Raw genomic sequence first — 26,003 nt, 5'->3', positions numbered from 1 at the left:
TCCGTTTGCTCCTGTTTATTTTCCAGAGCCCAGCTCCGCATCGACAAGCGGCTTTACCTTGGTGCCCAGCAGTTCTATCGAACGCAGGAATGCCTTGTGGGGCATTTGTCCGACATCCATCTGCAAAAACTGCCGCATATGGCCGAGGTGCTTGTGCAACTCGATGATCCGTTCGGCGATTTCCTCCGGACTACCGGCAAAAAGTGCGCCTGAACCACTTGCCTCGCGGTCATAATGCGAACGGGGCGGCGGTGCGAAACCACGGATTTTGCCAAGTTGCTCCATGACAGCATGCCAATGAGTCCAGAAGAATTCCTTCGCTTCTGCAGCGTCCTCCCCGATGAAGCCCGGCGTTGCGACCGAGACCTTCACTTTTTCCGGTGCGATTTCCGCTTGCTTGGCGGCACGCCGATAAAGATCGGCCAATGGCGCGAAACGCGAGGCCTGCCCACCGATGATCGCATAGGAGATCGGCAGACCGAGCAGGCCAGCGCGAACCGACGACTGCGGATTGCCTCCGGTGGCGAGCCAGACCGACAGCGAACCGCTCTCGGGACGCGGCACAACAAGCGCATCGTTCAACGCCGGGCGAAATTTACCCTGCCAGGTAACTTTTTCGCTTTCATTGATCTTCAAAAGCAGATCGAGCTTTTCGGCATAAAGCTCATCATAATCGTTGAGATCATGTCCGAAAAGCGGGAAGGATTCGGTTGAAGACCCTCTACCAGCGGTAATTTCGGCGCGGCCATTGGACAGCGCGTCCACGGTAGCAAACTGCTGGTAAACACGCACCGGATCATCGGTACTCAGCACGGTTACCGCGCTGCCAAGCTTGATGTTCTTCGTGGTCGACGCCGCCGCACCCAGAATAACGGTTGCAGCAGAAGCAGGCATCTCACGCGTATGATGCTCACCAATACCGAAGTAATCGAGGCCAACCTCATCGGCGAGCTGAATAGCCTCAAGCAAGTTGCGCGTTGCATCCGCTGTCGAGCCAAGCTCGCCGGTCGCCGCGTTCTTCTGCACATCCCCGAAACTATATACGCCCAATTCCATATCATTCTCTCCTTCAGGCCATGCTGACAGCCCAAGTCATTGGTATCTATTAGTTACTGAGTATAATATTGGTACTGCTTACCACTGTACAAGAAGGCACTTTTTGGAAACCCGGTATTCTGAAAGTGCCTTTGATTTAAACTCGTTCAAGGGCATATGCTCCCGCATATCAGAAACACTATGACTGCCGACCGTATAGACGGCAGGACCGCCGGTCGTTACCTTGGCTCTTGAGATTTGAACCGGAGATGAAGCCTTCATGATCAAAGGTATAGCGCTGCTATTGTTGTTCCAGCTGTTGGGCGAAAGCATCATCTTCATGAGCGGGCTCCCCATACCGGGCCCCGTCGTGGGGCTCGTGCTTCTGTTTGTCGCCATGCAGCTATGCAAGCTGTTTAACTGGAACGTCTTTGCCGAAGCCGAAACTGCCGCCGACGGCTTTCTTGCCAATCTCGGTCTGCTTTTTGTGCCGGCCGGCGTCGGGGTGGTAGCGATGTGGAAGCAGATACAGGGCCAAGCCACGGAAATTCTGGCAATCGTCGTCGTCTCAGCAGTTCTCACATTGGCAGTGACGGTTTGGACATTCGTTCTCGTGCAGCATTTCATGGAGCGGAGATAGTCATATGAAACACCCGCTCGAACTCTGGGTTTATCTATCCGCTTCACCGTTGCTATGGCTGACCCTCACCTTATGCGTATGGATTCTGGCGACGAATATTTCCGTCCGACTGAAACGGCATCCGCTGGCCAATCCTGTTCTGATTTCAATCGTGCTGCTTTCCAGTCTGCTTCTGATTTTCGAGGTTCCCTACGAGAGCTTTTTTGAGGGAGCCCAGTTCATCCACTTTCTGCTTGGCCCGGCCACTGTTGCCATTGCAGTCCCGTTATTTCGCCAATGGCAGCGAGTACGAAAGACGCTCATTCCAATGGGCGCGGCGCTGATCGTGGGGTCCTTCTTCGCTGTTCTATCCATCCTTGTCATGGGCGAGTGGGCCAATCTTTCCAACGAAGTGCTGATTTCGTTCCTGCCGAAATCAGCGACCGCAGGGGTTGCAATGGCAATCTCTTCCACTCTTGGCGGCACACCGTCGCTGACCGCCGTATTGGTCGTGCTTACCGGTATCATAGGGGCGCTGGTCGTAACCCCTTTGATGAACGCCATGCGGATAAAAAACTATGCCGCACGTGGGTTTGCGGTCGGATTGACGTCCCACGGTATTGGAACCGCCCGCGCTTTCGATGTTGATGAAACAGCGGGGCTTTTTGCCGGAATTGCCATGGCGCTGAATGCCATCGCAACGTCGCTTGTTGTTCCTTTGCTTGTCAAATTGGTTCTCAATTGAGGCTACGCACCATTTGCCGCGGACGATTGACCTCAGACGTGTCTCTCATGATCACCGCTGCCAAACCCCGGGCGCAGGTGACCATGAGGGAAACAAATCACACGGCAGGCCCTCATAAAGGAGGGCTTGCCGACCGGCTTACTGCTTGATTGCTTCGGCCTGAATTTCAAGCTTAACCATCTTGGTCATGCCTTCCTTTACAAGGAAGTCCACGCCCCACTGGGTACGATCGATGGTTGTTTCAAAATCGCCGCCACAGACTTCCGCCTTGAACATCGGGTTTTGGTAGCAACCGAATTTGGTGGCCGTGAGCTGGATTGGCAGGGTCTTTCCCTTTATGGTCAGATCGCCATCCACCGACGCCAGCTTTTCTCCGGCGAAATTCCACTTGGTCGACTTGAATTCGATGGTCGGAAATTTTTCCGCATCCAGTATGTCGGCACTTTTTACGTGCTTATCAAACCCGGCTATACCTGTGTTCAGCGTCTTTACCGGAATTGAGATATCGATTTTTCCATCCATCGTTTTGGCGTCGAAAGAGATATTGCCGCCGATTTCGTAAAAGCCGCCGCTGTTTGTCGATGTGTTGAAGTGATCCATATAGAAGATCGCTTTGGTATGCAGTGGGTCCAGTTTGTAGTCGGCTGCCTGAGCGGCTGAAACCGACAACAACGAAGCGAAGATCGGCAGTACAAATTTTCTCATGTCCATTTCCTATCGAGATTTAGCCCTAAGGCAAGAACGCGGCGAAGCCTTGAAGAACAGCGGCGCTTCATGTCCTTGAAAGTAATTGCGGTGCGCGGGGTTGAGTAGTGCCTGTTTCGGAGACCCGGTGTCCTATAAAACAGAACGGCTTCGCTGACTTTCTGCACTAAAGGAACTTTCCCGGCAGCGTGGGGCGGCGCATGAAAAGCGTCACGAGTGCCATCAGCACAATGACAACGCCGATCACGACAAACATGTCGCTGTAAGCCAGCACGAAAGCCTCGCGTTGAACGGTTCTGGCCAGCAAAGCCGTCGCCTGAGCGGTTGCGACCGCCGAGTCGCTGTTGTGCGTTTCCAGCATGGCGGCTGATCTTTCTATGCGAGACTGCACGTCGACTGCGCCGCGCTCCAGATGAAGGCCAAGCAGATTGGAGTGCAATTGCTCCTGCATGCGCGTGAATGTGCTGACCAGAGCAAGGCCGATGGCCGTGCCGACAGTGCGCACGATGTGAACCAGAGACGCAATCCACGGTATTTCCCGGATGCTGATTTCTTCCGTTATCAGCACCATCAACGGTATGGCCGTGAATGGCGCGGCGACGGACTGCACGAACAGCGAAGGCAATATCTGGTCCGATGTCCAAAGATGCGTAAGATTGGACAGCATCAGAACACCGGCGCCGAACAGCATCAGTCCGAAAGCAGCCAAACCGCGCGGATCTATTCTGTAGACCAGCCAGGCCACCAATGGCGTTAAAACCATCTGGGGCAGGGCCGATACCCAGAACATCGTGCCGCTTTCCAGTGCGCGATATCCTTGAATGCGGATCAGATATTGCGGCAAAAGATAAGCGGAGGTCATCAGCCCGATGCGCATGGCGAACATCAGCAACAGGCTGAAACCGATATTGCACCGGGCGAACAGGCGCAGACTGACCACGGGATCACGGTGCAGCAATGAGTGCACGATATAGACCCCCAGCAAGAGCAGTGCAGATGCAGACAGTCCGACGATCAGTCCCGATTCAAGCCAGTCGAGACGGTTCCCCTGATCGAGCGCCGTTACCAGTGCGGCCAGTCCGAGAGACAATGCCAGCAACCCGAACCCGTCATGTCTGCGAAAACGCAGAAACTTGATGGGGTCGTTCGCAAGGCCATAGGCGCCCGCCAGCAGGGTAAGACTGCCCGGAACGATATTGATCCAGAACAGATATTCCCATGACAGATGGGTGATCACCCAGCCCTCGATGCTTACGGCAAGACTGGGCGTCAGTGACGACGCCAAGGCATAGAGCGACAAGCCGTAGAGCCGCAAGTGCTGCGGCAGGTGCCGCATGATAACAGCATAAGCCATGGGTATCAGAATGCCTGCGCTCAAACCGCGTATGGCCTGAATGCTGATCAATGTCTGGATATTGGGGCTGAAGGGAGCCACCATGGAAGCTATCGTGAAGATGAGCGCGCCGATCAATACCCCGCGGGCCGGAGAGAGAATGGAACGCAACCAGACTGCTGACGGTATGGCCGCAACTTCGGCAACGACATAGGCTGTGGTCAGCCAGCTCGCCTCATCCACGCCAGCGCCCAGCGCGCCGCGAATATCGGCAAGCCCGATATCGGTAAGGCGGGAATTTAGCAACGATGTTACGGTGCCAAGAAGAACGGCGGCAACGCCGATCAGCGCCCGCGCGTTCGGAAGACTGGCGGTCTTTGGCGGTGTAGAACCTTGAACTGTTGTGGTAGCGGACATGATTTTCCAACTCCCGCCGTCCCTTCAAGACTATGGTTTCGAAGGGACGCGCTTACCCAGCTATTGGATGAGCCTGGCTGCTGTTTCGATATATTGATCGGTATGCACCGTTGCTACGACCGACATCCCCGGTCGAAGGAGGGCATCGAGTTCGCCGTCCTTTTCAAGCGCAATGCGCACGCCGACACGTTGGGCCACTTTCGTGAAGTTGCCCGTGGCATTATCCGGCGGCAGGAGACTGAACTCCGATCCGGTTGCCGGCGAAAGACGTTCTACATGACCCCGCAGTTCCTTGCCGGGAAATGTGTCGACCGTAACGCTGACGACCTGCCCGGGACGAAACTTGGCCAATTGCGTTTCCTTGAAATTGGCGACCACGTAGAGCTTCGAGACCGGCACCACGGAAACGAGCTGCGAACCAGCCCGCACAAATTGTCCCTCGCGCGCACCGCTGACACCCACGACGCCATCAATGGGGGCCGTGATATGCGTACGCTCCAGATCAATCTGCGCGAGAGCTAGGGCGGCCTGCTGATTGCTCAACTCCGCCTTTGCCTGATCGGACTGGGTCGCCAAAACATCCAGTTTCTGGCGCTGGGCTGCTATTTCGGCCTGCTTCTCGGCAACCTGCGCCTCAATGCGCTTGACGTCGGCGATTGCGGCTTCCAGCTTCTGCGCTGTCGACCAGCCATTTTTCGTCAAGGATGTCTGGCGCTGGCCTTCGCTGGCGACGCGTTCGCGATCGGCATTGAGCGCCGCCAGTCCGGCTTCCGCCTGTTCGATCACACGCTGCTGCAAGGTAATGTTGCTTTGCGCATTACGGATTGCGGCCTGTGCGGCGGCCACGCTTGCCCCGGCCTGATCCACCCTTGCCTGATACTCGGTCGGATCGATCTCCATCAGCAACTGACCGGCCTTGACGTGCTGGTAGTCTTCCACCAACAGGCGCACGATGCGCCCGCCAACTTCAGCGCTGACTGGCGTTGTGTCGGCGCGCAGATAGGCATTATCAGTTGTCTGGTTGGTCATGCCCGCAACCCATTGGCCCCAGCCAAGTGGAATGACGATGGCAAGGCCAATCCCGGCAACAATCACCGACGCGCGGGCAAGGCTGAGATAGGCCCGGCGGCGGGACTTTCCGGCTGTTTTGGGGCCCTCCTGCTTTTCCTCGGCTGGAGTTGGCTGTTGAAAGAGAATAACCGGCTTGCTCATGACACGCGGTTCCTGAGTTGGTTGTCTATGGAATCGCCTGCGGCTCACAGAACTCGCTGGCGATTGTTGGAGCTAATATGATGACGCACCTTCCATGATTGAAATGATTTGTTATAATTCAAATCATGAGCGCAATTCATAATATCGATCTTAATCTGATCCGTGTCTTCAACGCCCTTATGGAAGAGCGTAACGTCACGAAAGCCGGGGAGAGACTGAACCTTACCCAGTCGGCGGTCAGTCACGCCCTTGGAAAATTGCGCTATATGCTGTCGGACGAGTTGTTCGTGCGCGGCCCCAAGGGCATGCACCCGACGCCCCGGGCCGAGGAACTGGCGCAGCCGTTACGCGCGGCTTTGGCGGATATATCGGCTGCGCTCTCTCCTGATCGGTTCGACCCTGCGACTGCGGATATGAGTTTCGTGGTCGCCACGTCCGATTTTTACATAGGCGCTCTCTTTCCAGCGGTTCTGCAACGGCTCGAACGGGAAGCACCCGGCATAAGATTATGGCTTCGCCTGTTTAACGACCTCAATCTGGTCGAAGAACTGGATCGCGGCACGCTGCATCTGGTTGTCGGCGCTTTCGGACGGATTCCCAGCCGTTTCAGACGCGAACCGCTCCTGTCGGTCGACAGTGTCTGGATCATGCGCAAGGACCATCCCGCCGCATCCCGCCCCATGACGATTGAGACGCTGGGACATTATCCCCATGTCGATGTCCTGCTGTCCGGACGTGCCGCCATGGAAACTGCCGGCATGCTGGAACAGGAAGGGCTGGAACGCGCATTCGTAACCAGCAACCCGCCTTTTCTCGAAGGGCTGCTGCGGGAAGCCGGATTGTCACGCCATATTGGCGCAACTGTTTCTCTCATTCTAGCCGTGCCGCCGCTGGTGGCCGTGACGGATATGATTGCGCTCGTGCCGCGCAGTGTCGCGGAAACCCACAAGGATACCTATGGCCTCGTTCTTCACGAGGCGCCCTATCACCTGCCGGGTACACAGATCGATATGCTGTCGCATAATACGTTTGGTGCGCATCCTGCGGTTACATGGCTGCGCTCCATCCTGCGCGAGGTCACAAAGACAATATAGCCGATCAGACGATATGTCTGAGCAGATGAACGGCTTCCCGACGCTCGACATTCTTCTCGCCATGGGCGTGGAAATGCGCGATATGGGCTGAATGATTGTGATGCCGCTGCTGAGCCTCGGCATCGCGCCAATGTTCTACCAGCACAAATCTCCGACTGTCGTTTGCGTCAGCAAACAGCTCGTATCGCATATTGCCGTCCTCTTGCGCCGATTTCTGCGCAACCGTGGTCAGATCAGCCTGCAAAGCGTCCTCATGGCCTTCTTTCGCATAGAGAACGGCTACCACATGAACCTCGTTCATGATCAACTCCTTTGCCGATGGGAGCATCGTTCCTCGACCAGACAAGCTAATGCTGTTCGCAGGACTCGTGCGCGGACGAGCGGCAACCGGGAAACAACGGTTGCCGCCACGCGTTCAGACCGGCTTATTCGCCTCGATCATAGGAGAACTGGATTCCTGCCGTACCGCCGGTCTCAATGAAGAGATTCATGAAAGCCGGAACGGTCTTGCTACGCGACCAGTCGCGCTGAAGTTCGCAGAACAGCTGCGCAACACTGATCATCTTTCCACCAGCCTGCTCGATACGGCGCAAGGCGGCATCGTGCGCTGCGACCGAGGTTCCCCCGACCGCATCGACCACAACATAGACCTCGTAGCCTTCAGCCAGCGCATCGATTGCGGGAAATGTCAGACAGGCCTCCGTCCATAAGGCTGTCATGATCAGTTTCTTGCGCCCCGTTGCTTCCACAGCTTTGCGGAACTCGACGTCTTCCCACGAATTGATCGTCGTGCGGTCATATGTGGGATAATCCGCCAGCACCTTCTGAACCTGCGGGACAGGCGGTTTGTTCAGTCCCGTTTTCACGTTCACGGTCGAGTGGATGATCGGCAAGCCGTAGACGACAGCAGCCTTTGCCGTGCCCGCTATGTTGTTCAACAACAACTGGCGATCCATGGAGGCGATCGAGTTCACCTGTACCGGCTGGTAATCGATAATGATAAAAGCAGAATTCTGCGGCGTCAGCAGGCGATCCTTGGCCGGATCGCGGATCGGTTCACTCGTCATTGCAATTCTCCTTTCGAGGAGTCAGCGGGGCAAACACCGACTTGGTTTCATTACGACTTGCCCATATATCCGGCTGCGCGCATGACCGGGCCTGTAGCCAGCCCGCACCAGAGCGCACCGAATTCAGTAAAAGCGGATGCCGTCCTGAGGCCTGAAGCAGACCGGACACGCAGATCAGCCATAACCGCTCCAACAATATAGGCGCTGCGGTTAGCCGTGACTTTTGTGATCCAAACAGGTGCCATCGAATTCATTCTGGACATGGTGTTCCCATCAGAATTTTATCACAAAGCTGCATCAGAATCTGCTAATAAACGGATCTGCGCGCGCGCATAAGTTCACGTGAATTGAAGCGCAACGACGCATAAGAATTGCGCAAGATGTCATTGCATGAACCAAAAAGGAAAATGCTTGTGACAGAGCCTGGATATAAGATCGCAACGCAAAGCCTTGCCTGCTTGAAGGCCCTGCCAAGCGTAAGACAGGAGTCGAGCCGGGCACTCGGCTGGACATCGCTGCTGCTTGATCGTCACTGGTTTACATCCTCAAAGGACGACTATTCTTCCATTATCACGCCCGACCAGACCATTGGCCTTGCTGTGGCAGGGCGTTACGATCTCGACATCTATCGCGGCGGACGATGGCATCGATCCATTCGTCAGCCAGGCTCAATCGGGATGGGTAGGGGCGGTGAGCCAACGCGTGGACGATTGACCATCGCGCCAAACCGAATGGCAGAAAGTGCGTTGCTCTATCTGCCCCTTGGACAATTGCAGGCAGCGTTCGAACATTTGCGCCGCATCGGGCAATCCGCGCAGACCCCATCCTTCAATGTTCTTGTCGAACGCGACCCCGCAGTCGCCCAGATGTTTGCAAACCTCATGCAGGCGATGCGTAGCGGTGTCGATGAATTATATGCAGGAACCGCTGCGGCATGGCTCGCTGTTCATCTCGTAACCCGCTACGGGATCAATGCGGGGATGGATGAAAATCGTTCAGCGGGCATAATCACTGACAGCCGCCTCGCGCGTGTCATTGAGCTCATGTCGGTGCGATTTGCAGATGAATTGACACTTGAGGATTTGGCAAACGAAGCCTCCATCAGCAAATATCATTTCGCCCGGCTCTTCCGGCAGAAAGTGGGTTGCACTCCTTTTGCCTTCCTTACGGAAATCCGGATGGACACCGCGTGCAGGCTGCTGGCCACGTCCGACCTCCCCATAGCCGAAATTGCTGTCGCTTGTGGTTATCCGGTTCCCGCAAATTTTTCGGCCGCGTTTTTGGCTCGATATGAGCTTGCTCCGTCGGCATTTCGGAACAAGCGCAGAAATTACTGCCTGTAAATGGCAGACTATCGCCGACTATGCTTTGCTAGGCTTCGCATCGGGTATTGAGGCCGATAACGTGACATCGCCGCTTTCCGTGAGGCAAATCAGGCATCGGAAAGAGAAGTATCCAGAACTTTCTCGATCATTTCTTTTGCTAGCTGCCTGGACAACGGTTCCCTGTCTTCCAAGTATCGCGCTATATATTGTCGTGTGGACCCTACCGATGCCAAAAGTGAGATCGTGATCTAAACATCTTCAGCGCCCGAACGAATTATATGGCGTTTGAGCAAAGCTGCAGCAAATTCAAAATCCCTGTTCTCGATGGCTTCGAGAATGCCTAAGTGATCTTTGCAAGCCTTGCGAATACGCTCTTCGCCCAAACGATCGAAGTCGGAATATTCCGTCATGCGGCGAAGATGGTTCTGCCACCGGACTGATTGCGTGAAAAACCGATTATTCGCCCACGAAACAATGGTTTCGTGAAAGTTTGCATTGGCGTTGAACCACAGATCCCGTGTGAGACTCTGGATCGGCAGAACCGATATTTCATTCTGCTCACGTTGCAGAGCTGCGAGCTGGCTGAGATCAGGCGCGTAGTCGGCTTGCGAAAGCGCACCGCATTCGATCACCAGACGGAAGGCGTAACTTTCGTTGACCGCGCGCTCATTATCGAGCGACTCTGCAAAGCGCCATCCATGGCCCGGAAGGCGCTCTGCGAGACCTTCGGTGGCAAAACGCATCAGAACCCGACGCACCGCGCCGCGTGTCGCACCCAACTGATCGGCAAGTTCAGCTTCCGACACTTCGTCGCCAACAGCGCCAGAGGCGCGCGCGCTCATCAGGCGCCGGTAGAGCTCTTCCGCCTCCGATGGCGGCAACAGATTGTCGTTGAGTTCGTCCGGTTCCGGAATGCGATGCAGCTGATATCCGCGATTGGGAGTCTGAGTGACAATACCCTGCTGCACAAGAAGATTGAGCACCTGACGCACGGGCGACCGCGATACACGGAGCTCTTTTGCAATGGCAGCATCCGACAGCCGGTCACCGATATTCCAGCGTGCAGCGGATATGAGCGAGACCATTTTATGTGCGACTTCCGCCTGAAGACTGCTCAGACCGGATTCGCCTTCTGTTGATCTCTTAATGTCCATATTCACGCGCAGCGCCCCCTGAATGTGCGTTCTCCCATGAACTTATGCTCAAAGAATACGGGATATTTCGCAACAGGCCATTTCTTTCTCGTATAGCCTATCCCATTGGAATGACAGGCTGACTTTCTGTAGGAAGGGTAGAAATCAAATTGTTCCTTATTCTAATAAAAAACTGTTGACTCCGCAATGATTGAATGTGAATTGTATTAAGAGGATACAAAATACAAAATACAAAATACGGATTGAGTATGTCAGTTGCCCCATTTCCATTCATTACAGTTTCGGGCGTACCGGAAGAGCGCGGGCGCCAGTATGGGGTGCTGGCAGCGGAACGCATCCGGCGTAGCGCTGGTCTTTATTCCAGCACGCTTGACGTGTTTGGTCTTTCGCCTGAACGCAGGCAAAGCCTCATCGAAGAATTTGCTGGCCGGATTGAGGAATTCGACGCGTCCTATGTCGAGGAAATGCGCGGCATCGCCAAAGGTGCGGATGTGCCGTTTGAGCAGATCGTCATGATCAATGCGCGCACGGAAGTCGTTGCGATGGCGCGTGCTGAAACGGGTTCTCCGGATCCCGAAGAGCAGGATGATGGCTGTACCGGTGCTCTCATCATGCCTGCAAAAAGTGCTTCTGGTAATCTGGTTCATGGCCAGAACTGGGACTGGCGTTCTGAATGTGTGGAAACAGGTATTGTGCTGCGTGTTCGCAATAATAACGGTCCCGATTTTGTGACGTTTGTCGAGGCTGGGGGGCTGGCGCGCAGCGGCTTCAATGAAGCTGGAATTTCGATCACCGCCAATTATCTCGAATGCGAACGCGACTATAAGAAGCTGGGTGTTCCTTTGGGTCTCGTGCGTCGCAAGGTGCTTGAGCAAGAGCATTTTGCGAAAGCAATCAAGGCTGTGGCCTCGACACCAAAATCCTGCTCGAACAACATCATGATTGCAACAAGTGCTGGTTTCGGCATCGATTTTGAATGTGCGCCGGACGAATCCTTTCCAATCTTGCCGGAGAACGATTTGATCGTTCACGCCAATCATTGGGTCAGCCCGATTGCGCTGACGAAGCTGCGCGACACCGGCATTCCGTTTGTACCTGAAAGCTTCTACCGGGATTGGCGGGTTCGCCAATCTCTTGAATCGCATGACGGGAGAATTGGCCGTAGGGAGCTGAAGGAAGCGCTGTTTGACGACTTCTTGACACCTTATGCTGTCTGCCGCCCGCCACGTCCTGGCAATCACGATAACATCACGGCCACAGTGGCCATGGTGGTGATGGAAGCAGCGCTTGGCATGATGGAAATCGCGCCGCTGCCCGCCTTGAACCGCCGGTTTGCGACCTACTGTCTGCAGGATTATACGCCGCTACCGTCCGATGCCGCGCCACGCGCGAAATCTCTCTTTATCGAAGGCTAAAGAAATGCTGCGCTTTGCGCTTTCCAGAATAGGCATGGCCATTCCAACGTTGCTGATCGTGGCAGTGGCTGTGTTTGTGATTGTCCGGTTGATACCGGGCGATCCTGCAGCCCTGATGCTGGGCGATTCTGCGGATGCTGCGACGCTAGCCGCGCTGCGCGAGCAGCTGGGCCTCAATCACAGCGTCTTCACCCAGTTCCTGATCTGGGGAGGCAATGTTCTGCATGGTGATCTCGGTGTTTCCATTGCCAACCAGCAGCCGGTTCTTTCGCTGGTTCTGGAGCGCTTTTCGGTGAGTGCGCGTATCGTCTTGTCAGCGGTGGTGCTTTCCACGCTTGTCGCTGTTCCGCTTGGAATGATCGCAGCCTGGAAGCAGAACAGTTTGACCGACCTGGCGTTTGTGACCTGTGCCACCTTGCTGCTTTCGGTTCCGGCATTCTGGATGGGCTTGCTGCTGTTGCTGGCCTTTGGCCTCAAGCTCGGCTGGTTGCCGGTTGTCGGCTATGTCAGCTTTGGTGAGAACCCATGGAAAGCGTTTCTCTATCTGGTTCTGCCGATCACAACACTGTTTCTGCATGAAATCGGCGTCATTCTGCGTATGGCGCGCGCCTCGACACTTGAGGTGCTGAACCTTGATTACATTACCCATGCCCGCGCCAAGGGACTGTCAGAAGCAACCGTGATGTCGCGCCATGCTTTCCGTAATGCGTTCGGCCCGACTTGGACGTTGTTGGGGCTGATCCTTGGCAATTTGCTTGGCGGTATTGCTGTTGTGGAAACGGTTTTCACGATTCCCGGACTTGGCAGGCTTCTCGTTGATGCGATCTTTGCCCGCGATTATCCCGTCATTCAGGGCTGTTTGCTGTTCACTGCCTGCGTTTATGTGCTGGTCAATCTGATTGTGGACCTTCTCTATCCGTTCTTCGACCCGAAGGTGACGGCGAAATGAAAAATCTCTCTCTCAACGCGATTATTGGCGGGACCCTGACCGCAACGCTTCTCACGATAGCGGTGGTAGGTTCCTTCTGGACGCCTTACAACCCGCTGGCCCTCGACTTTGCCGCGCGCCTTGCGCCGCCAAGCGCTGCGCATTGGCTGGGTACGGATGAATTTGGGCGCGACCAGCTGAGCCGCCTTATGAGAGGCGCATCGGCCAGTGTTTCAATCAGCGTGTTCACCGTCTTTCTCGCCACCCTCGGCGGTGTGCTTGTCGGGGCGATCAGCGGCTTCTTGCGTGGCTGGTTCGACCGGCTGTTGATGATGGTCAATGATGCTCTGCTGGCATTCCCCGGCATATTGATGGCGCTTGGTTTGCTGGCCGTCTTTGGTGCCAACAAGAATGGCATCATCTTGGCACTTGCTCTGGCTTATATGTCTTCGGTGATCCGCGTGGTCCGTGGCACGGTTTTAAGTCTGCGTGAACGGGAGTTCGTTGAGGCTTCCCGCGTCATGGGGAACTCGGAAATCTATACCATGGTGCGCCACATTCTGCCCAACTGCCTGGCACCTGTTTTGGTCATGGCAACGTCCATGTGCGGCTGGGCAATTCTCGCAGAAAGCTCGCTCAGCTTTCTGGGTCTGGGTGTGCCGCCGCCAGCGCCGACTTGGGGCAATATGCTCGCGGGAAGCCGCAATTTCATTGAGCAGGCCGTTTGGCTTGGTATCTTCCCCGGCCTTGCAATTTCGCTGTCGCTGCTTGGTATCAATCTTCTTGGTGACGCGTTGCGCGACCGCCTCGACCCACGCATGAGGAGGCGCTCATGACTTCAGCGCTCCTGCTTGAAATCGACGATGTCAGCTTGCGTGTTGGCGACAGTGCGCTGGAGATCGTCAAGCGCGCTTCCTTCTCCATAAAAGCTGGCGAAATTCTCGGTATCGTTGGTGAATCCGGCTCCGGCAAAACGATGCTCGCGCGGGCGGTCATGAGGCTGGTTCCGGCGTCCATTAAAACAAGTCATGGTGTGATCCGCTTCAAGGGGCAGAACGTGTCAACGATGTCGCCGACCGCTTTACGCGGGCTGCGTGGCGATGGCATTGCCATGATCTTTCAGGAGCCGATGACTTCGCTCACTCCGTCACTGACCATCGGGCGGCAGCTTGAAGAAGGGCTTGAACTGCACTTTCCAGCTGACAAAGCGCAACATGCCGACTGGATCAGAGCCATGTTGTTGCGTGTCGGGATCGCCGATCCTGATCGGGCGATTGAGGCGTTCCCACATGAGTTCTCAGGCGGAATGCGCCAGCGCATCATGATCGCCTGCGCGATGCTCATGAAGCCTGATCTGCTGATCGCGGACGAGCCGACCACAGCGCTTGATGCGGTTATCCAGCGCGAGGTTATGGAGTTGCTGGTCGATCTCACGCGGGAGCGTGGCACGACCGTTTTGCTGATCAGCCATGATCTTCCAATGATTGCACGCTATTCCAACCGTGTGGTTGTGATGCGCCATGGTGAAGTGGTTGAAACGGGCAATACCGCTGATGTTCTGGCAAAGCCTCGGCATGATTACACCCGCAAACTGCTCTCGACGTTGCCGGTTCGTGGGCCTGCGCGCGTGGTTCCAAAGGCTGATCCGCTGATCAGCGTGCGCGATCTTGTTGTCGATTTTGAAGGCCGGGGTGGCTGGTTCAAGAAAGCTGGCGGCAAGCGTGCTCTGCATGGGGTTACGATTGACGTTCTGCCAAACGAGGTTGTTGCTGTGGTTGGTGGCTCCGGTTCGGGCAAGACCACAGCCGCGCGTGTGATGGCCGGATTAATCAAGCCGAGCGAAGGGAAGCTGCTGTTCAAGGGGCAGCCTGTCGAGAGATGTTCATCCCATTATCAGGATTATCGTTATCACACACAGATGGTGTTTCAGGACCCTTATTCATCGCTCGACCCCCGCATGAAAGTGGGCGAGTTGGTGGGTGAGGCGCTGCGTTTCTCGAAAGAGCTTTCGTCCAGCCAGAAAGTATATCGTGTTCGCGAAACACTGGAGGATGTTGGCCTCGGTGGAGACTATGCCAATCGTTATGCACATGAAATGTCGGGTGGTCAGCGTCAGCGTGTGGCGATTGCGCGTGCGCTCGTTCGCCGTCCCGCTTTTGTCATTGCCGATGAAGCAGTTTCGGCCCTTGACGTAACGGTGCGTGCGCAGGTTCTCGATCTCTTCGCCAAGCTGCAGCAGAGCTATGGCTTCGGGTGCCTGTTCATTACCCACGATCTGGGCGTGGTTGAACAAATTGCCGATCGTGTGGTCGTGATGAATGACGGTCGCATTATCGAGCAGGGAACGCGCGACGAGATTTTCGACGCGCCACAAAACGAATATACCCGCCGTCTTTTGTCAGCCATTCCAATGCTCGAACTAACGGGCGAGGGCGGCGTCAAACTCAAATGGCGCGGCGATAATGCAAATACGAAACCGGGAGAGGCAGGCGGTCATGTCCATCACTGAGGAAAAGCCTGTCACCAAGCGGCAGGGCCATGGCAAAAAACTCAGCTTCTACGATTTTGGGGCAACCACGTTTTTTGCAAGTCAGTTCGATCAGCGTTTCAGTTACTGCCTTTATGTCCCCGAGGACTATGATGAAGACGGCACCGAGACGCACGAACTGCTCGTCATCATCCACGGGACGGGACGGACGGCGGCACAATACCGCGATCACTTTGCAAATTTTGCGCGAGAGAACCGCTGCATTGTACTGGCACCGCTGTTTCCAGCCGGCATCGTCGTGAAGGGCGATCTTGCCAATTACAAGCGCATTGAGTTCCACGGCATTCGCTTTGATCATATTCTGCTGTCGATGATCGACGAAGTGGCCGCCAAATATCGCCTCAAAAGCAATCGCGCCCTCATGTACGGCTTTTCGGGCGGCGGGCAATTCTGCCAGCGCTTTTTCATGCTGCATCCTCACAGGCTCAAGGCGGTCTCTATCGGAGCGCCGGGCATCGTGACTCTACTCAATTCCGATTATGACTGGTGGGTCGGCGTTCGCGATGTTGAAGCGCGTTTTGGCTGCCGGCTCGATCTTGAAGCAATGAAGGCCGTGACGGTTCAAACAGTGATCGGTGAGGAAGACACCGCGACTTGGGAAATCGGCATCCCGCGTAGCAGCGCGCTTTGGATGGACGGAGCTGATCTGCAAGGCGAGTGTCGGATTGACCGTATTGAGGCACTGGCAAAGTCATTTGAAACGCATGGCATCGCGGTTCGCAGGGACAGGGTGCCGGGCGTCGCTCACGAGCCTTTCAAAGTGCTGGAGCCGGTCGAAGCATTTTTCGCGGATGTGCTGAGGTCACAACGCTGACCATACCGCAAAATCAAAAACAAAAAGGGGAAACCAAAATGTTCAATCCAATTTCAATCCGCTCTGCACTCAGCATTGCGCTTTTTGGTCTCAGCGCCACATCCTTTCAAGCACATGCTGCAGACGATGAGACCTTGCGCGTCGCCATTCACTCTGATGTTGCGAGCATCAATCCGGGCGTCAATCGCGATGCCAATGCCGATATGGTTGTTGCCCACATTGCCGAAGGTCTGGTTGCTTATGGCGACGATCTTGCAATCAAGCCGATGCTGGCTGAGAGCTGGACCACGAATGCCGATCATACGGTCTATGAATTCAAGTTACGTAAAGGCGTCAAGTTCCACAATGGCAAGGAACTGACCGCCAAGGATGTCGCATGGAATTTCGAGCGTTATCTCAAGCCGGATACAGCGTTTCAATGCGTCAATCGCTATAATGGCAAGGTCGATTCCGAGTTGAAGTCGGTGGGGGCTGTTGATGACAGCACGGTGCGCTTCAGCTTTGCAGCACCTGCGCCAAACTTCGTTATCACCATGGCTACCATCCAGTGCACCCCCTGGATATTGAGCCCGGAATCCGTTGATGCAGATGGCAAATTTGTAAAGCCGATTGGCACCGGTCCCTATGCATTTTCCAAATGGGAGCGCGGTCGTTATCTGGACCTGACCCGTTTCGATGATTATTCGGCTCTGTCCGGCGATGCCGACGGTCTGGGAGGGAACAAGAAAGGTCATGTAAAGACCATTCAGTTCATGACTGTTCCAGATTCAAGCACGCGCACAAATGGGCTGCTTTCCGGTGAGATCGACTTCATCGATGAAGTAGAGCCAACTGCCGTCAAGGATCTGGAAGCGAAGGGCATGAAGGTCAATGTGCAGCAGACGCCTGCATGGATGGTACTTCAAATTCAGTCAACTTCCGATAAGCTGAAAGATCCGCAGATGCGTCAGGCGATTGCTCACGCCATCGATCTTAACCAACTGGCAGCGGCGATCGGTGAGGGCATGTACGCGCCAAACCCGTCGGTCATTGCACCAAACACCCTCTATTCGGATAATCAGGCGGCTGCCTGGCCTGCTTATGATCCAGCCAAAGCGCAGGAGCTGCTGACCAAGGCAGGCTATAAGGGCGAACCGATCAGCCTTCTGGTCGCCAACCGCCAGAACCGCGTGCAGGTTGCCACGATTGTTCAGGCATTCCTTGCAGCCTCCGGCATCAATGCGCAACTCGAAGTGCGTGACTGGGCGACCCAGCTCGATCAGTATCGTCGTGGCGCATATGAACTTGCCGTTTTCGCTTATTCGGCCCGCCTTGATCCGCTGTTGTCTTTCCAGTCGATGATCGGTGACAAGAAGGCCGATGCCGCGCGCCAGTGGGACGATGCCAAGGCGGAAGACCTTCTCAAGCAGGTTTCAGCGAAGAGCGACGTCGAAGAACGCAAGAAGCTCTTCAACGAACTCAACACGCTGATGGGTGAGCAGGTTCCGATCCTTGGTCTGGTAAACCTGCCATCGATCACAGCTGCCGGCCCAAAAGTGAACCATTTCAAGGGCTGGGCTGGTGATACGCTTCGTTTCTGGACGATCAGCAAGGCACAGTAAAACGCTCCGCTTCACGAGCTTAGCATTGGGATACCCCATGACGTCTACATCCTTTGACTACACCCGGGCCGACGCCGTCGGTCTGGGAGAGGCCATTCGCGCAAAAATTCTGTCGCCGCGTGAGGCCGTTCATGAGGCATTTGCAGCGATTGATCGGTGCAATCCCGAGCTGAATGCTGTGATCCATGAGATGCGCGATCAGGCGGAAGAACAGCTTAAATCGCTGCCAGAGGGTCCGCTCAGCGGTGTTCCGGTTTTGTTAAAGGATGATTGTCCTTCCTATGCCGGTGCAGCAATGTCCTTTGGATGTCGTGCGGCCGAGGGAAATATCTCGCAGCGCGATCACGAACTCGTCAAACGGTACAAATCCGCTGGTCTGGTGGTGGTAGGCAAAACCAATTTGCCTGAGTTTTCCTGCAATATCGCAACGGAATCCTCGCTGCACGGTCCGGCACTCAATCCCTGGAATGTGACACGCAGCATTGGCGGTTCTTCCGGCGGTGCAGCAGCAGCGGTTGCTTCACGTATGGTGCCCGTGGCTTATGGTAATGATGGTGCGGGCTCGATCCGTATTCCCGCATCTTGTGGCGGGCTTTTCGGGCTGCGTCCATCGCGTGGGCGTGTCCCATGTGGTCCGGTCTCCACAGAAAACTGGGGCGGAATGGTCAGCCATCATGTGTTGACGCGTTCGGTTCGCGATTCCGCAATGATGCTTGATCTGACAGATGCGCTTGAACCGGGTTCGCTTTACGCCGCCCCGGCCAAGACGGACCTGTTCGTCAACAGTGTCAGAATAGCGCCGGGCAAGCTTCGCATCGGCGTCTGGCAGAAGTCCGATCTTCGACATGATCTGGACGAGCAAACAGTCGCAGCACTTGAGGCGACGATTGCGTTGTGCGAACGGCTCGGACATAACATTGTTCGGGTGAAGCCCGATTTTGACGGCGTTCAGCTTGCGGACGCCGTACAAAAACTGATCGCCGTTTACACCGCAATTGAAGTGGCGGATGTTGCCGCGACAATGGCAAAGCCTGTCAATGACCTCTATTTCGAACCCTCAAATCTGGGGTTGGCCGCTTACGGCGATGGCTTGACTGCGACGGAGGTTATTCAAGCGCGTTTGACCGCAAACAGTACGGCGCGCAGTTTTGGTCGTCTGTTTGAAGAATGCGATGTGGTGCTAAGTCCAGTAATGCCGGTTGGATCATTTCCGCTTGGCGTGCTCGACGTGCGCTCACCGGACTGGAAGGGGTTTGCTCGGCAGTTTCTGGAGCTGACAACCTTCACCCATCCGGTCAACGCTGCTGGCTTGCCGGCGATGAGTGTTCCACTTCACGAAACGTCTGATGGCTTGCCAATCGGCAGCCAGTTCATTGCTCCTTATGGGGCGGAAAATCTGCTATTCGAACTTGCAGGTCAGTTGGAAGCCATGTGCCCCTGGTCTAATCGGCTTCCCGCCATTCACGCCTGAAATCAAGAGACAAGTGATGCTCTATACAAAGCCCTATTTCCAGCCATCCGATACGACCGAGGTTTTCGATCTCGTTGATAGAACGGTGCTTGGCACCTTGATCACCGGTCATGAAGGTGGCGTTGCTATATCGCACCCTGTCTTCATGATGGATCGGACACGCGGCGAAAACGGCACGCTGGTCTCGCATGTTGCTGCATCCAACGATCATGTTGAGTTTCTGAAACGCGGCCTGCCATCCATCGCAATCCTGATGGATGCTGGTCATTATGTGTCATCGTCATGGTATCCGGGGTATCCGGAAAGGGACAGCGCGCCGACCTGGAGCTTCATGGTTGCTCATATTCATGGCACGCCCAAAATCCTGTCGGAAGCAGCTACCGTCAAACATCTACACGAACTCGTGCAGCACATGGAAAAGGGTCGTGATAAGCCCTGGCAGATGAAGGAACTCGGACGTGGAGGTCTGGTGCGGCGTCTGCCCAATATCGTCGGCTACGAAATGCCGATTGAGAAGATGGAAATTAAATTTAAGCTTGGCCAGGACGAGCGGTCTGCAGATATGAGCGCTGCGATCAAAAAACTTCGTGAAGAGGGGAAGGAAGATATCGCCGCAATGATGGCGCGTCACTGCAAATTTAGAGAATAAACTGAAGGGTATTCCTGAGAATTCGAGAGTGCCATCGAAGTCGATGAAAGAAATATTATCCAAGAAAGCCTGATTATTTTTAGTTTAAACAAAATGCGAGGCAGCCCCTTGGATTTGGCGAGGGGATCATCTGGAAGCAGATATCGATTACTTGTAGGCGGAAGCCACAATCTCAATCATAGTGTCGCCGCCCAGATCAGCAACGCCAACCGTTGCACGAGTTGGCAGCAGCAAAGAACCAATCCATCCCTCGATACGAAACTCAAACTCTTCAACCGGCGGGAAAACCAGTTGATCCCAACGCAGGCGGCCATGACGCTGTTGCAGGAAGTCGAGCGGGCCAAAGTCGGGCTCAATCGCATCAGGAGTTTCGCCGACGAGATCAGCCATCAGAATGCGGGCATGTTGCGTATTGCTGCAATGCCGGCGCTTGCAAATGGGATCAATGCCGCGCTTCCTCGCCCGATTTCTCGAACAGCGCCCCAATATCCATGCCTCTCTCAACGGCATTCCATCCGCGTTGGTGGGTGGAGGCGTTTACATCCGGACAAGCCGATCTCGGCTTCGTGGACGGTCCGCTCGACAGACCCGCTTTCAATATTGAAACTCGCCCGATACCGGCGGTCGTAGGTGTTCCGCAGGGACATAGGCTCGCAGACTATCCGGAGATTTCACCGGTTGATCTTGCCGATGAACGCATGACTACGCCCGAACCGGGGTCGCTTTTTGCCATGCGTGTGGAAGTTGCGCTCGCGGGCATTCTGCGGTCGGCCACCATTGAGACCCGTCTTCTGCAACGTATTTTCGCGGACGCGGCATGGAGATCCGGCCTTTTACGAGCTTTGTCGATAATGGCTTTCTGGTCATCCGCCGGAGTAACGACCCTGACAACACTCTGGCTCAACGTTTTATGAGTTTTGGGTCTATCACGAGGCATTGCTGGCAGATGAACGAGTGTATTAGGTGATTGCTGTATTAGACAGAAGGCATTTTTTCGTCGATCAACGTGCATGCGTTGAAGTTGGCGGGAAACGACGAGATAAGTTTACTTGGCCCGGAAGAGCGCGCCGTCCATTTTGTAGTGAACAATCAGGCCTTCAACGCAATCACCGATGAGGTATCCAGTCGCTCTCCACAGTCGATGATTTTTGATGCATTGACACCCTCTCGTTCTCAGCTATTCTTTTATAAAAGCGTATATATCATAATTGTGGAACAATTTAAAAATGGGGTTCTGCCTTGCGGATCAAACTAGCACTCCTTCTTGCTTCTACCATGGTCTTCAGTTCCGGTGTTTCGCTGGCAGAGGACAAGGGTGGCGTCATCAATGTCGCGACCATTGGTGAACCCCCGACGCTTGACCCGATGGTATCCACTGCAGATCTTGTGGGCATCGTCACGCAACACATCTTTGAAACGCTTTATACCTTCGACAAGGAATGGAAGCCGACGCCATTGCTGGCGGAAAGCCTGCCCGAAATCAGCGCGGATGGAAAAACCTATAAGATTAAGCTGCGTTCCGGCATCAAGTTTCATGATGGCAGCGGTATGACCTCGGAAGATGTGGTTGCGTCGCTTCAACGCTGGACGAAGCTCGCTTCGCGCGGGAAACAGGCGTCGGCCTTTATCGAAAATATCGCGGCGACTGATCCGGCTACAGTGACGATAAAGCTCAAGGAGCTTTATGCGCCATTGACCTCTTTGCTTGCCTTCAACAATTCTGCGGCGATTATCCTACCGTCGGAAAAGCAGGCTGAACCGATGAACGAATTCATCGGTACCGGTCCCTATATGCTCAAGGAACGCAGGGCAGATCAATATATTCAGCTTGTGCGTTTCGACGGTTACAAGTCGCGTGATGGTGAGAGCGACGGTTACGGCGGTGCACGCCATCAATATCTCGATGAAATCCGCTTCGTATCGGTCCCGGACGCCAACACCCGTGTCGAAGCAGCGGTTTCAGGGCAGTATGAATATGTCGATTCCATACCGGTCGAGTCATTTGACAAGGTCAAATCTTCGACGGCTTCCCAGCCATTGCTCCTGAAGCCTTTCGGCTATCCTGTCTTTGTTTTCAACACCAAGGAAGGTTTGGCCTCGAAACTGCTGGTACGGAAGGCCGCAACACATGCATTGAGCATGGAGGATATGCTCGCGGCTGCGTTTGGCAGTACGGAATTCTACGCGTTGGACGGCGCTTTCTATCCGTCCAATTTCGTCTGGAATACCGAGGCTGGCGTCGAAGGGAATTATAATGTGGCCCAGCCGGAAACCGCGACGGAAGAATTGAAGGCCGCCGGTTATAATGGCGAACCGCTGCGCATCCTGACAAGCCGCCAGTACGAGTTCCATTACAAGATGGCGCAGGTAGCTGCCGAATATCTGAAGCTTGCCGGATTCAATGTGGATCTGCAGGTTGTCGATTGGGCGACGCTGACTCAGCGCCGCGCTGATCAGAAGCTGTGGGACATATATATAACGCACAGTCCCTTCCTGCCAGAGCCTGCTTTGATGGGCTCTCTGTCAACCAGCTCACCGGGTTGGTGGGACACGCCAGCGCGTAAAACCGCAGTCGATGCGTTCACGGCCGAATCCAATCTGGAAAAGCGAGTTGCGCTGTGGGCAGATGTTCAAAAAACTATTTATGACGAACTGCCCCTGATCAAGATCGGCGACTTCAATGCTGTCGCGGCGATGTCCACCAAGCTGGAGGGTGTTGAGCCTGCGCCGTGGCCTTATTTCTGGAATGCGTCGTTGAAGAAGTAATTTCCGGGAAAGTAAATGCCGTCCGTCCGGTCGGCATTCACTGAATGGTTTAATCTGGAGAGTCTGATCGTATGGTGCGCTACATTCTGCAGCGGTTTGTTGGCATGGCCGTTGTCATGTTTCTGGTCGTGACGATCGTATTCGTGATCGTCCGGGTGACCCCTGGTGATCCTGCCGCTGTCATGCTTGGACCGGACGCATCGGCGCAGGACATTGCTGATCTGCGCGCCCGGCTCGGTCTCGATCAATCGCTGCTCATTCAGTACTTCTACTATATCGGCCAACTCCTGAAAGGCGATCTCGGTCAGTCGATCTTTCTCAATATGCCGGTAGGTGCAGCGTTGCTTGATCGAGCCGAACCGACGTTCTTTTTGACGTTTCTTTCGCTTCTTATCGCCTGCATTATCGCGCTGCCGGTTGGCATATACGCTGCCTACCGGCGTGGTTCCTTTGTCGATCAGGCGGCTACAACGGTCGCTATGCTAGCGGCAAGCATACCGAGCTTTTGGCTGGGGCTCATTCTCATGCAGTTTTTTGCGGTCCGGCTGAACCTGTTTCCGGTGTCCGGCTATGGCGGTCCGGGTTCGAGTTTTGCGGATCGGATGTATCATCTGATCCTCCCCGCCTTCGCACTGGGGCTGGTTTCATCAGCCCTAATCCTGCGCTTTACCCGTGCTTCAATGCTGGATGTTCTCGGCGACGATTACATTCGCACGGCGCGGGCAAAAGGCTTGATCGAGCGGCGCGTTGTAATGAAGCATGCCCTCAAAAACGCTCTGATCCCGATTCTGACCGTTGTCGGTCTCACAGCAGCCGTTCTGATATCCGGAGCCGTGGTGACTGAAACGGTCTTCGGCCTCCCGGGCGTTGGCAATCTTGTTGTGTCCGCGGTTCTGCGACGAGACTACCCGGTCATTCAGGGTGCGCTGCTTGTTATCGCCGGGCTCTATGTCCTGATTAATTTCATCATCGATATGCTCTATCTGTGCGTTGATCCGAGGGTTCGCTACTGATGGCCGATCTTGTTACGACTACGCAAAAAACCCCTTCAGACCGCGTTTTGTTCATCCGTCGGCTATTCAAGCGCAAGACAGTGGCGGCTGGTATCATTGTGCTTGCGGTCTTTGCTATTCTCGCGCTGCTGGCACCCTGGATTGCGCCCTATTCGCCCTCGAAACTATCCATCGTCAACCGTCTCAAGCCGCCAAGCGAGATGTTCTGGTTCGGCACTGATGAGTTCGGGCGCGACGTCTTTTCCCGTACGATCTATGCGGGGCGGCTTTCACTTATGGTGGGCGTGGCGGTTGTCGTCCTTTCGGCGCTGATAGGGGTTACGCTCGGATTGCTGGCAGGCTTCTTTCAGCGTTTGGATACGCCCATCGCCCGCCTGATCGATGCAATGATGGCTTTCCCCGACATTCTGCTGGCCATTGCGCTGGTCGCCGCGCTCGGCCCGTCGCTGGCGACGGTCATCATTGCGCTGTCTGTGGTCTATTCACCGAGGCTTGCGCGCATCGTGCGTGCTTCGACGCTGGTGATCCGCGAGCTGCCCTATGTGGAAGCGGCCCAGTCGCTGGGAATATCTACATTCCACATCATGACACGGCACGTGCTCAGAAATCTGATTTCACCCATCATCGTTCAGTGCACATTCCTTTTTGCGAGCGCAATGCTCGCAGAAGCCGGACTTTCCTTCCTCGGTCTTGGTGTCAGCCCCGAAATTCCGACCTGGGGGACAATGATAGCCGCAGGGCGCCAATATATCGGTCAGGCCGACTGGATGACCTATTTCCCCGGCTTCGCCATCATTCTTTCCGTCCTCTCGCTCCAGATGGTTGGCGACGGACTACGCGACATGCTCGATCCAAGACTGCGAAGGGATTTGTAATATGATTTCCGGTGAACTGGCGAAGCCGCTTCTTGTCACCAATGTCAAGCCGGTGGCTTTCGGCGCAGAACATGCCAATACGACGACCGATATTCTGATAGGAAAGACCGGCAACATCATCGCTATCGGCAAGTCGTTGAATGCACCTGCTGATGCGCACCTTGTCGATGGTAAGGGAGCCTGGATTTCGCCGGGTTGGGTCGACCTGCATGTCCACATCTGGCACGGCGGTACGGATATTTCGATACGTCCTTCGGAGTGTGGCGCCGAGCGAGGGGTGACGACGCTCGTTGATGCCGGTTCGGCGGGGGAGGCGAATTTCCATGGCTTCCGGGAATATATCATCGAACCGGCCAAAGAACGGATCAAAGCCTTTCTCAATCTCGGCTCTATCGGCCTTGTCGCCTGCAACCGCGTTCCGGAATTACGTGATATCAAAGACATAGATCTCGACCGTATTCTCGAATGCTACGCGGCCAATAGCGAGCATATTGTCGGCATCAAGGTCCGGGCCAGCCACGTCATCACCGGGTCATGGGGCGTTACACCTGTCAAGCTTGGCAAGAAGATCGCCAAGATACTTAAGGTGCCGATGATGGTGCATGTCGGCGAACCCCCTGCGCTTTATGACGAGGTTCTGGAAATCCTCGGCCCCGGCGATGTGGTCACACATTGCTTCAACGGGAAATCCGGCTCCAGCATCATGGAAGACGAAGACCTATTCAATCTTGCGGAACGCTGTGCGGGCGAAGGCATCCGGCTGGACATTGGTCATGGTGGAGCATCTTTCTCGTTCAAGGTCGCCGAAGCAGCGATTGAACGGGGTCTCCTTCCATTTTCGATCTCGACAGATTTGCACTGCCATTCGATGAACTTCCCCGTCTGGGATTTGGCGACAACCATGTCCAAGCTGCTGTCGGTCAAAATGCCGTTTGAAAATGTCATCGAAGCCGTCACGCATAATCCGGCGTCGGTGATCAAGCTCTCGGTGGAAAACCGGCTGTCCGTTGGACAACGTGCCGATTTCACGATCTTTGATTTGGTCGATGCCGACCTGGAGGCGACGGATTCCAATGGCGATGTGTCTCGACTGAACAGGCTGTTCGAACCCCGCTACGCAGTCATCGGTGCTGAGGCTATTGCGGCCAGCCGCTATATACCGCGCGCCCGCAAACTTGTTCGCCATAGCCATGGCTATTCGTGGCGCTGATGCTGTC

General features: G+C 55.1%; 26 protein-coding genes. 17 read left to right on the top strand and 9 right to left on the bottom strand.

The window, feature by feature from the left end; all coding sequences use genetic code 11:
* Positions 1 to 15: 15 nt before the first annotated feature.
* Positions 16 to 1,056: an LLM class flavin-dependent oxidoreductase gene (locus tag AC0TOF_RS07560; protein ID WP_473767743.1), complete on the bottom strand. Its 1,041-nt coding sequence runs from the start codon at positions 1,054 to 1,056 to the stop codon at positions 16 to 18.
* Between the two features lie 259 nt (positions 1,057 to 1,315).
* Here AC0TOF_RS07560 and AC0TOF_RS07555 point away from each other — a divergent pair, with 259 nt between their 5' ends.
* Positions 1,316 to 1,675, top strand: a complete 360-nt coding sequence (locus tag AC0TOF_RS07555; protein ID WP_122000846.1) for a CidA/LrgA family protein — start codon at positions 1,316 to 1,318, stop codon at positions 1,673 to 1,675.
* Positions 1,676 to 1,679: 4 nt separating this feature from the next.
* Positions 1,680 to 2,399, top strand: coding sequence for an LrgB family protein (locus tag AC0TOF_RS07550; RefSeq protein ID WP_122000845.1), 720 nt, complete (start codon positions 1,680 to 1,682; stop codon positions 2,397 to 2,399).
* 138 nt (positions 2,400 to 2,537) lie between these two features.
* On the opposite strand, the gene AC0TOF_RS07545 is transcribed toward AC0TOF_RS07550, so the two are convergent.
* The 3 genes from AC0TOF_RS07545 to AC0TOF_RS07535 all read right to left on the bottom strand — a co-directional run bounded on the left by AC0TOF_RS07545 (position 2,538) and on the right by AC0TOF_RS07535 (position 6,066).
* Entirely contained in the window at positions 2,538 to 3,110 is a 573-nt protein-coding gene (locus AC0TOF_RS07545; RefSeq protein WP_473767742.1) for a YceI family protein, read from the bottom strand.
* Between the two features lie 160 nt (positions 3,111 to 3,270).
* Complete coding sequence (locus AC0TOF_RS07540; RefSeq protein ID WP_473767741.1) at positions 3,271 to 4,854, bottom strand: DHA2 family efflux MFS transporter permease subunit; 1,584 nt, start codon at positions 4,852 to 4,854, stop codon at positions 3,271 to 3,273.
* Between the two features lie 60 nt (positions 4,855 to 4,914).
* Entirely contained in the window at positions 4,915 to 6,066 is a 1,152-nt protein-coding gene (locus AC0TOF_RS07535; protein ID WP_473767740.1) for an HlyD family secretion protein, read from the bottom strand.
* Positions 6,067 to 6,191: 125 nt separating this feature from the next.
* Here AC0TOF_RS07535 and AC0TOF_RS07530 point away from each other — a divergent pair, with 125 nt between their 5' ends.
* On the top strand, positions 6,192 to 7,160 hold the full coding sequence (locus AC0TOF_RS07530; protein ID WP_473767739.1) for a LysR substrate-binding domain-containing protein: 969 nt from the start codon (positions 6,192 to 6,194) through the stop codon (positions 7,158 to 7,160).
* Positions 7,161 to 7,164: 4 nt separating this feature from the next.
* Here AC0TOF_RS07530 and AC0TOF_RS07525 read toward each other — a convergent pair whose 3' ends face one another.
* The 3 genes from AC0TOF_RS07525 to AC0TOF_RS07515 all read right to left on the bottom strand — a co-directional run bounded on the left by AC0TOF_RS07525 (position 7,165) and on the right by AC0TOF_RS07515 (position 8,409).
* Positions 7,165 to 7,461: a putative quinol monooxygenase gene (locus AC0TOF_RS07525; protein WP_473767738.1), complete on the bottom strand. Its 297-nt coding sequence runs from the start codon at positions 7,459 to 7,461 to the stop codon at positions 7,165 to 7,167.
* Positions 7,462 to 7,585: 124 nt separating this feature from the next.
* Positions 7,586 to 8,227 (bottom strand): hydrolase, encoded by a 642-nt coding sequence (locus AC0TOF_RS07520; protein WP_122000824.1) that lies wholly within the window; start codon positions 8,225 to 8,227, stop codon positions 7,586 to 7,588.
* 50 nt (positions 8,228 to 8,277) lie between these two features.
* The gene (locus AC0TOF_RS07515; RefSeq protein ID WP_473767737.1) at positions 8,278 to 8,409 is read right to left on the bottom strand and encodes a hypothetical protein; all 132 of its coding nucleotides are present in this window, start codon (positions 8,407 to 8,409) and stop codon (positions 8,278 to 8,280) included.
* 198 nt (positions 8,410 to 8,607) lie between these two features.
* On the opposite strand from AC0TOF_RS07515, the gene AC0TOF_RS07510 reads away from it, so the two are divergent.
* Positions 8,608 to 9,570 (top strand): helix-turn-helix domain-containing protein, encoded by a 963-nt coding sequence (locus AC0TOF_RS07510; protein ID WP_473767881.1) that lies wholly within the window; start codon positions 8,608 to 8,610, stop codon positions 9,568 to 9,570.
* Positions 9,571 to 9,800: 230 nt separating this feature from the next.
* Here AC0TOF_RS07510 and AC0TOF_RS07505 read toward each other — a convergent pair whose 3' ends face one another.
* Positions 9,801 to 10,706, bottom strand: coding sequence for a GntR family transcriptional regulator (locus tag AC0TOF_RS07505; protein ID WP_473767880.1), 906 nt, complete (start codon positions 10,704 to 10,706; stop codon positions 9,801 to 9,803).
* 248 nt (positions 10,707 to 10,954) lie between these two features.
* Here AC0TOF_RS07505 and AC0TOF_RS07500 point away from each other — a divergent pair, with 248 nt between their 5' ends.
* Genes AC0TOF_RS07500 through AC0TOF_RS07465 form a run of 8 tightly spaced genes read left to right on the top strand, consistent with a single transcriptional unit; the run spans position 10,955 to position 20,132 of the window.
* A complete protein-coding gene (locus AC0TOF_RS07500) occupies positions 10,955 to 12,121 on the top strand; it encodes a C45 family autoproteolytic acyltransferase/hydolase (protein WP_473767736.1) in 1,167 nt (388 codons plus the stop codon).
* Positions 12,122 to 12,125: 4 nt separating this feature from the next.
* Positions 12,126 to 13,070, top strand: coding sequence for an ABC transporter permease (locus AC0TOF_RS07495; protein WP_473767735.1), 945 nt, complete (start codon positions 12,126 to 12,128; stop codon positions 13,068 to 13,070).
* Positions 13,067 to 13,885 carry an ABC transporter permease gene (locus AC0TOF_RS07490; RefSeq protein WP_473767734.1) on the top strand — a complete coding sequence of 273 codons (819 nt, stop codon included), beginning with the start codon at positions 13,067 to 13,069 and terminating at the stop codon, positions 13,883 to 13,885. The genes AC0TOF_RS07495 and AC0TOF_RS07490 overlap by 4 nt, the downstream gene beginning before the upstream one ends.
* The gene (locus AC0TOF_RS07485) at positions 13,882 to 15,558 is read left to right on the top strand and encodes a dipeptide ABC transporter ATP-binding protein (protein WP_473767733.1); all 1,677 of its coding nucleotides are present in this window, start codon (positions 13,882 to 13,884) and stop codon (positions 15,556 to 15,558) included. The genes AC0TOF_RS07490 and AC0TOF_RS07485 overlap by 4 nt, the downstream gene beginning before the upstream one ends.
* On the top strand, positions 15,545 to 16,411 hold the full coding sequence (locus AC0TOF_RS07480) for an alpha/beta hydrolase (RefSeq protein WP_473767732.1): 867 nt from the start codon (positions 15,545 to 15,547) through the stop codon (positions 16,409 to 16,411). Before AC0TOF_RS07485 ends, AC0TOF_RS07480 begins: the two co-directional genes overlap by 14 nt.
* Before the next feature lie 38 nt (positions 16,412 to 16,449).
* Positions 16,450 to 18,012, top strand: a complete 1,563-nt coding sequence (locus AC0TOF_RS07475) for an ABC transporter substrate-binding protein (RefSeq protein ID WP_473767731.1) — start codon at positions 16,450 to 16,452, stop codon at positions 18,010 to 18,012.
* Positions 18,013 to 18,049: 37 nt separating this feature from the next.
* Positions 18,050 to 19,483: an amidase gene (locus AC0TOF_RS07470; protein ID WP_473767730.1), complete on the top strand. Its 1,434-nt coding sequence runs from the start codon at positions 18,050 to 18,052 to the stop codon at positions 19,481 to 19,483.
* Positions 19,484 to 19,499: 16 nt separating this feature from the next.
* Positions 19,500 to 20,132 carry an FMN-binding negative transcriptional regulator gene (locus AC0TOF_RS07465; protein ID WP_473767729.1) on the top strand — a complete coding sequence of 211 codons (633 nt, stop codon included), beginning with the start codon at positions 19,500 to 19,502 and terminating at the stop codon, positions 20,130 to 20,132.
* Between the two features lie 147 nt (positions 20,133 to 20,279).
* On the opposite strand, the gene AC0TOF_RS07460 is transcribed toward AC0TOF_RS07465, so the two are convergent.
* Positions 20,280 to 20,522: a hypothetical protein gene (locus AC0TOF_RS07460; protein ID WP_473767728.1), complete on the bottom strand. Its 243-nt coding sequence runs from the start codon at positions 20,520 to 20,522 to the stop codon at positions 20,280 to 20,282.
* A 101-nt stretch (positions 20,523 to 20,623) separates the two neighbouring features.
* On the opposite strand from AC0TOF_RS07460, the gene AC0TOF_RS07455 reads away from it, so the two are divergent.
* From AC0TOF_RS07455 to AC0TOF_RS07435, 5 genes are all read left to right on the top strand, one after another.
* Entirely contained in the window at positions 20,624 to 21,046 is a 423-nt protein-coding gene (locus tag AC0TOF_RS07455; protein ID WP_473767727.1) for a LysR substrate-binding domain-containing protein, read from the top strand.
* A gap of 361 nt (positions 21,047 to 21,407) precedes the next feature.
* Entirely contained in the window at positions 21,408 to 22,898 is a 1,491-nt protein-coding gene (locus AC0TOF_RS07450) for an ABC transporter substrate-binding protein (protein ID WP_473767879.1), read from the top strand.
* Positions 22,899 to 22,969: 71 nt separating this feature from the next.
* A complete protein-coding gene (locus AC0TOF_RS07445) occupies positions 22,970 to 23,911 on the top strand; it encodes an ABC transporter permease (RefSeq protein ID WP_473767726.1) in 942 nt (313 codons plus the stop codon).
* Entirely contained in the window at positions 23,911 to 24,786 is an 876-nt protein-coding gene (locus AC0TOF_RS07440; RefSeq protein ID WP_473767725.1) for an ABC transporter permease, read from the top strand. Before AC0TOF_RS07445 ends, AC0TOF_RS07440 begins: the two co-directional genes overlap by 1 nt.
* A gap of 1 nt (position 24,787) precedes the next feature.
* Positions 24,788 to 25,996 (top strand): amidohydrolase/deacetylase family metallohydrolase, encoded by a 1,209-nt coding sequence (locus AC0TOF_RS07435; protein WP_473767724.1) that lies wholly within the window; start codon positions 24,788 to 24,790, stop codon positions 25,994 to 25,996.
* Positions 25,997 to 26,003: the final 7 nt, after the last annotated feature.

Source organism: Ochrobactrum sp. PL_is501, assembly GCF_055816895.1.
Note: the sequence above shows the minus strand (reverse complement) of the source record. Positions and strands in the feature narration are given on the sequence as shown.

Coding starts and splice junctions, on each gene's coding strand:
- AC0TOF_RS07560 (WP_473767743.1), bottom strand. CDS start 1,056: ATGGAATTGGGCGTATATAGTTTCGGGGATGTGCAGAAGAACGCGGCG.
- AC0TOF_RS07555 (WP_122000846.1), top strand. CDS start 1,316: ATGATCAAAGGTATAGCGCTGCTATTGTTGTTCCAGCTGTTGGGCGAA.
- AC0TOF_RS07550 (WP_122000845.1), top strand. CDS start 1,680: ATGAAACACCCGCTCGAACTCTGGGTTTATCTATCCGCTTCACCGTTG.
- AC0TOF_RS07545 (WP_473767742.1), bottom strand. CDS start 3,110: ATGGACATGAGAAAATTTGTACTGCCGATCTTCGCTTCGTTGTTGTCG.
- AC0TOF_RS07540 (WP_473767741.1), bottom strand. CDS start 4,854: ATGTCCGCTACCACAACAGTTCAAGGTTCTACACCGCCAAAGACCGCC.
- AC0TOF_RS07535 (WP_473767740.1), bottom strand. CDS start 6,066: ATGAGCAAGCCGGTTATTCTCTTTCAACAGCCAACTCCAGCCGAGGAA.
- AC0TOF_RS07530 (WP_473767739.1), top strand. CDS start 6,192: ATGAGCGCAATTCATAATATCGATCTTAATCTGATCCGTGTCTTCAAC.
- AC0TOF_RS07525 (WP_473767738.1), bottom strand. CDS start 7,461: ATGAACGAGGTTCATGTGGTAGCCGTTCTCTATGCGAAAGAAGGCCAT.
- AC0TOF_RS07520 (WP_122000824.1), bottom strand. CDS start 8,227: ATGACGAGTGAACCGATCCGCGATCCGGCCAAGGATCGCCTGCTGACG.
- AC0TOF_RS07515 (WP_473767737.1), bottom strand. CDS start 8,409: ATGGCTGATCTGCGTGTCCGGTCTGCTTCAGGCCTCAGGACGGCATCC.
- AC0TOF_RS07510 (WP_473767881.1), top strand. CDS start 8,608: ATGTCATTGCATGAACCAAAAAGGAAAATGCTTGTGACAGAGCCTGGA.
- AC0TOF_RS07505 (WP_473767880.1), bottom strand. CDS start 10,706: ATGGACATTAAGAGATCAACAGAAGGCGAATCCGGTCTGAGCAGTCTT.
- AC0TOF_RS07500 (WP_473767736.1), top strand. CDS start 10,955: ATGTCAGTTGCCCCATTTCCATTCATTACAGTTTCGGGCGTACCGGAA.
- AC0TOF_RS07495 (WP_473767735.1), top strand. CDS start 12,126: ATGCTGCGCTTTGCGCTTTCCAGAATAGGCATGGCCATTCCAACGTTG.
- AC0TOF_RS07490 (WP_473767734.1), top strand. CDS start 13,067: ATGAAAAATCTCTCTCTCAACGCGATTATTGGCGGGACCCTGACCGCA.
- AC0TOF_RS07485 (WP_473767733.1), top strand. CDS start 13,882: ATGACTTCAGCGCTCCTGCTTGAAATCGACGATGTCAGCTTGCGTGTT.
- AC0TOF_RS07480 (WP_473767732.1), top strand. CDS start 15,545: ATGTCCATCACTGAGGAAAAGCCTGTCACCAAGCGGCAGGGCCATGGC.
- AC0TOF_RS07475 (WP_473767731.1), top strand. CDS start 16,450: ATGTTCAATCCAATTTCAATCCGCTCTGCACTCAGCATTGCGCTTTTT.
- AC0TOF_RS07470 (WP_473767730.1), top strand. CDS start 18,050: ATGACGTCTACATCCTTTGACTACACCCGGGCCGACGCCGTCGGTCTG.
- AC0TOF_RS07465 (WP_473767729.1), top strand. CDS start 19,500: ATGCTCTATACAAAGCCCTATTTCCAGCCATCCGATACGACCGAGGTT.
- AC0TOF_RS07460 (WP_473767728.1), bottom strand. CDS start 20,522: ATGGCTGATCTCGTCGGCGAAACTCCTGATGCGATTGAGCCCGACTTT.
- AC0TOF_RS07455 (WP_473767727.1), top strand. CDS start 20,624: ATGCCTCTCTCAACGGCATTCCATCCGCGTTGGTGGGTGGAGGCGTTT.
- AC0TOF_RS07450 (WP_473767879.1), top strand. CDS start 21,408: ATGGTCTTCAGTTCCGGTGTTTCGCTGGCAGAGGACAAGGGTGGCGTC.
- AC0TOF_RS07445 (WP_473767726.1), top strand. CDS start 22,970: ATGGTGCGCTACATTCTGCAGCGGTTTGTTGGCATGGCCGTTGTCATG.
- AC0TOF_RS07440 (WP_473767725.1), top strand. CDS start 23,911: ATGGCCGATCTTGTTACGACTACGCAAAAAACCCCTTCAGACCGCGTT.
- AC0TOF_RS07435 (WP_473767724.1), top strand. CDS start 24,788: ATGATTTCCGGTGAACTGGCGAAGCCGCTTCTTGTCACCAATGTCAAG.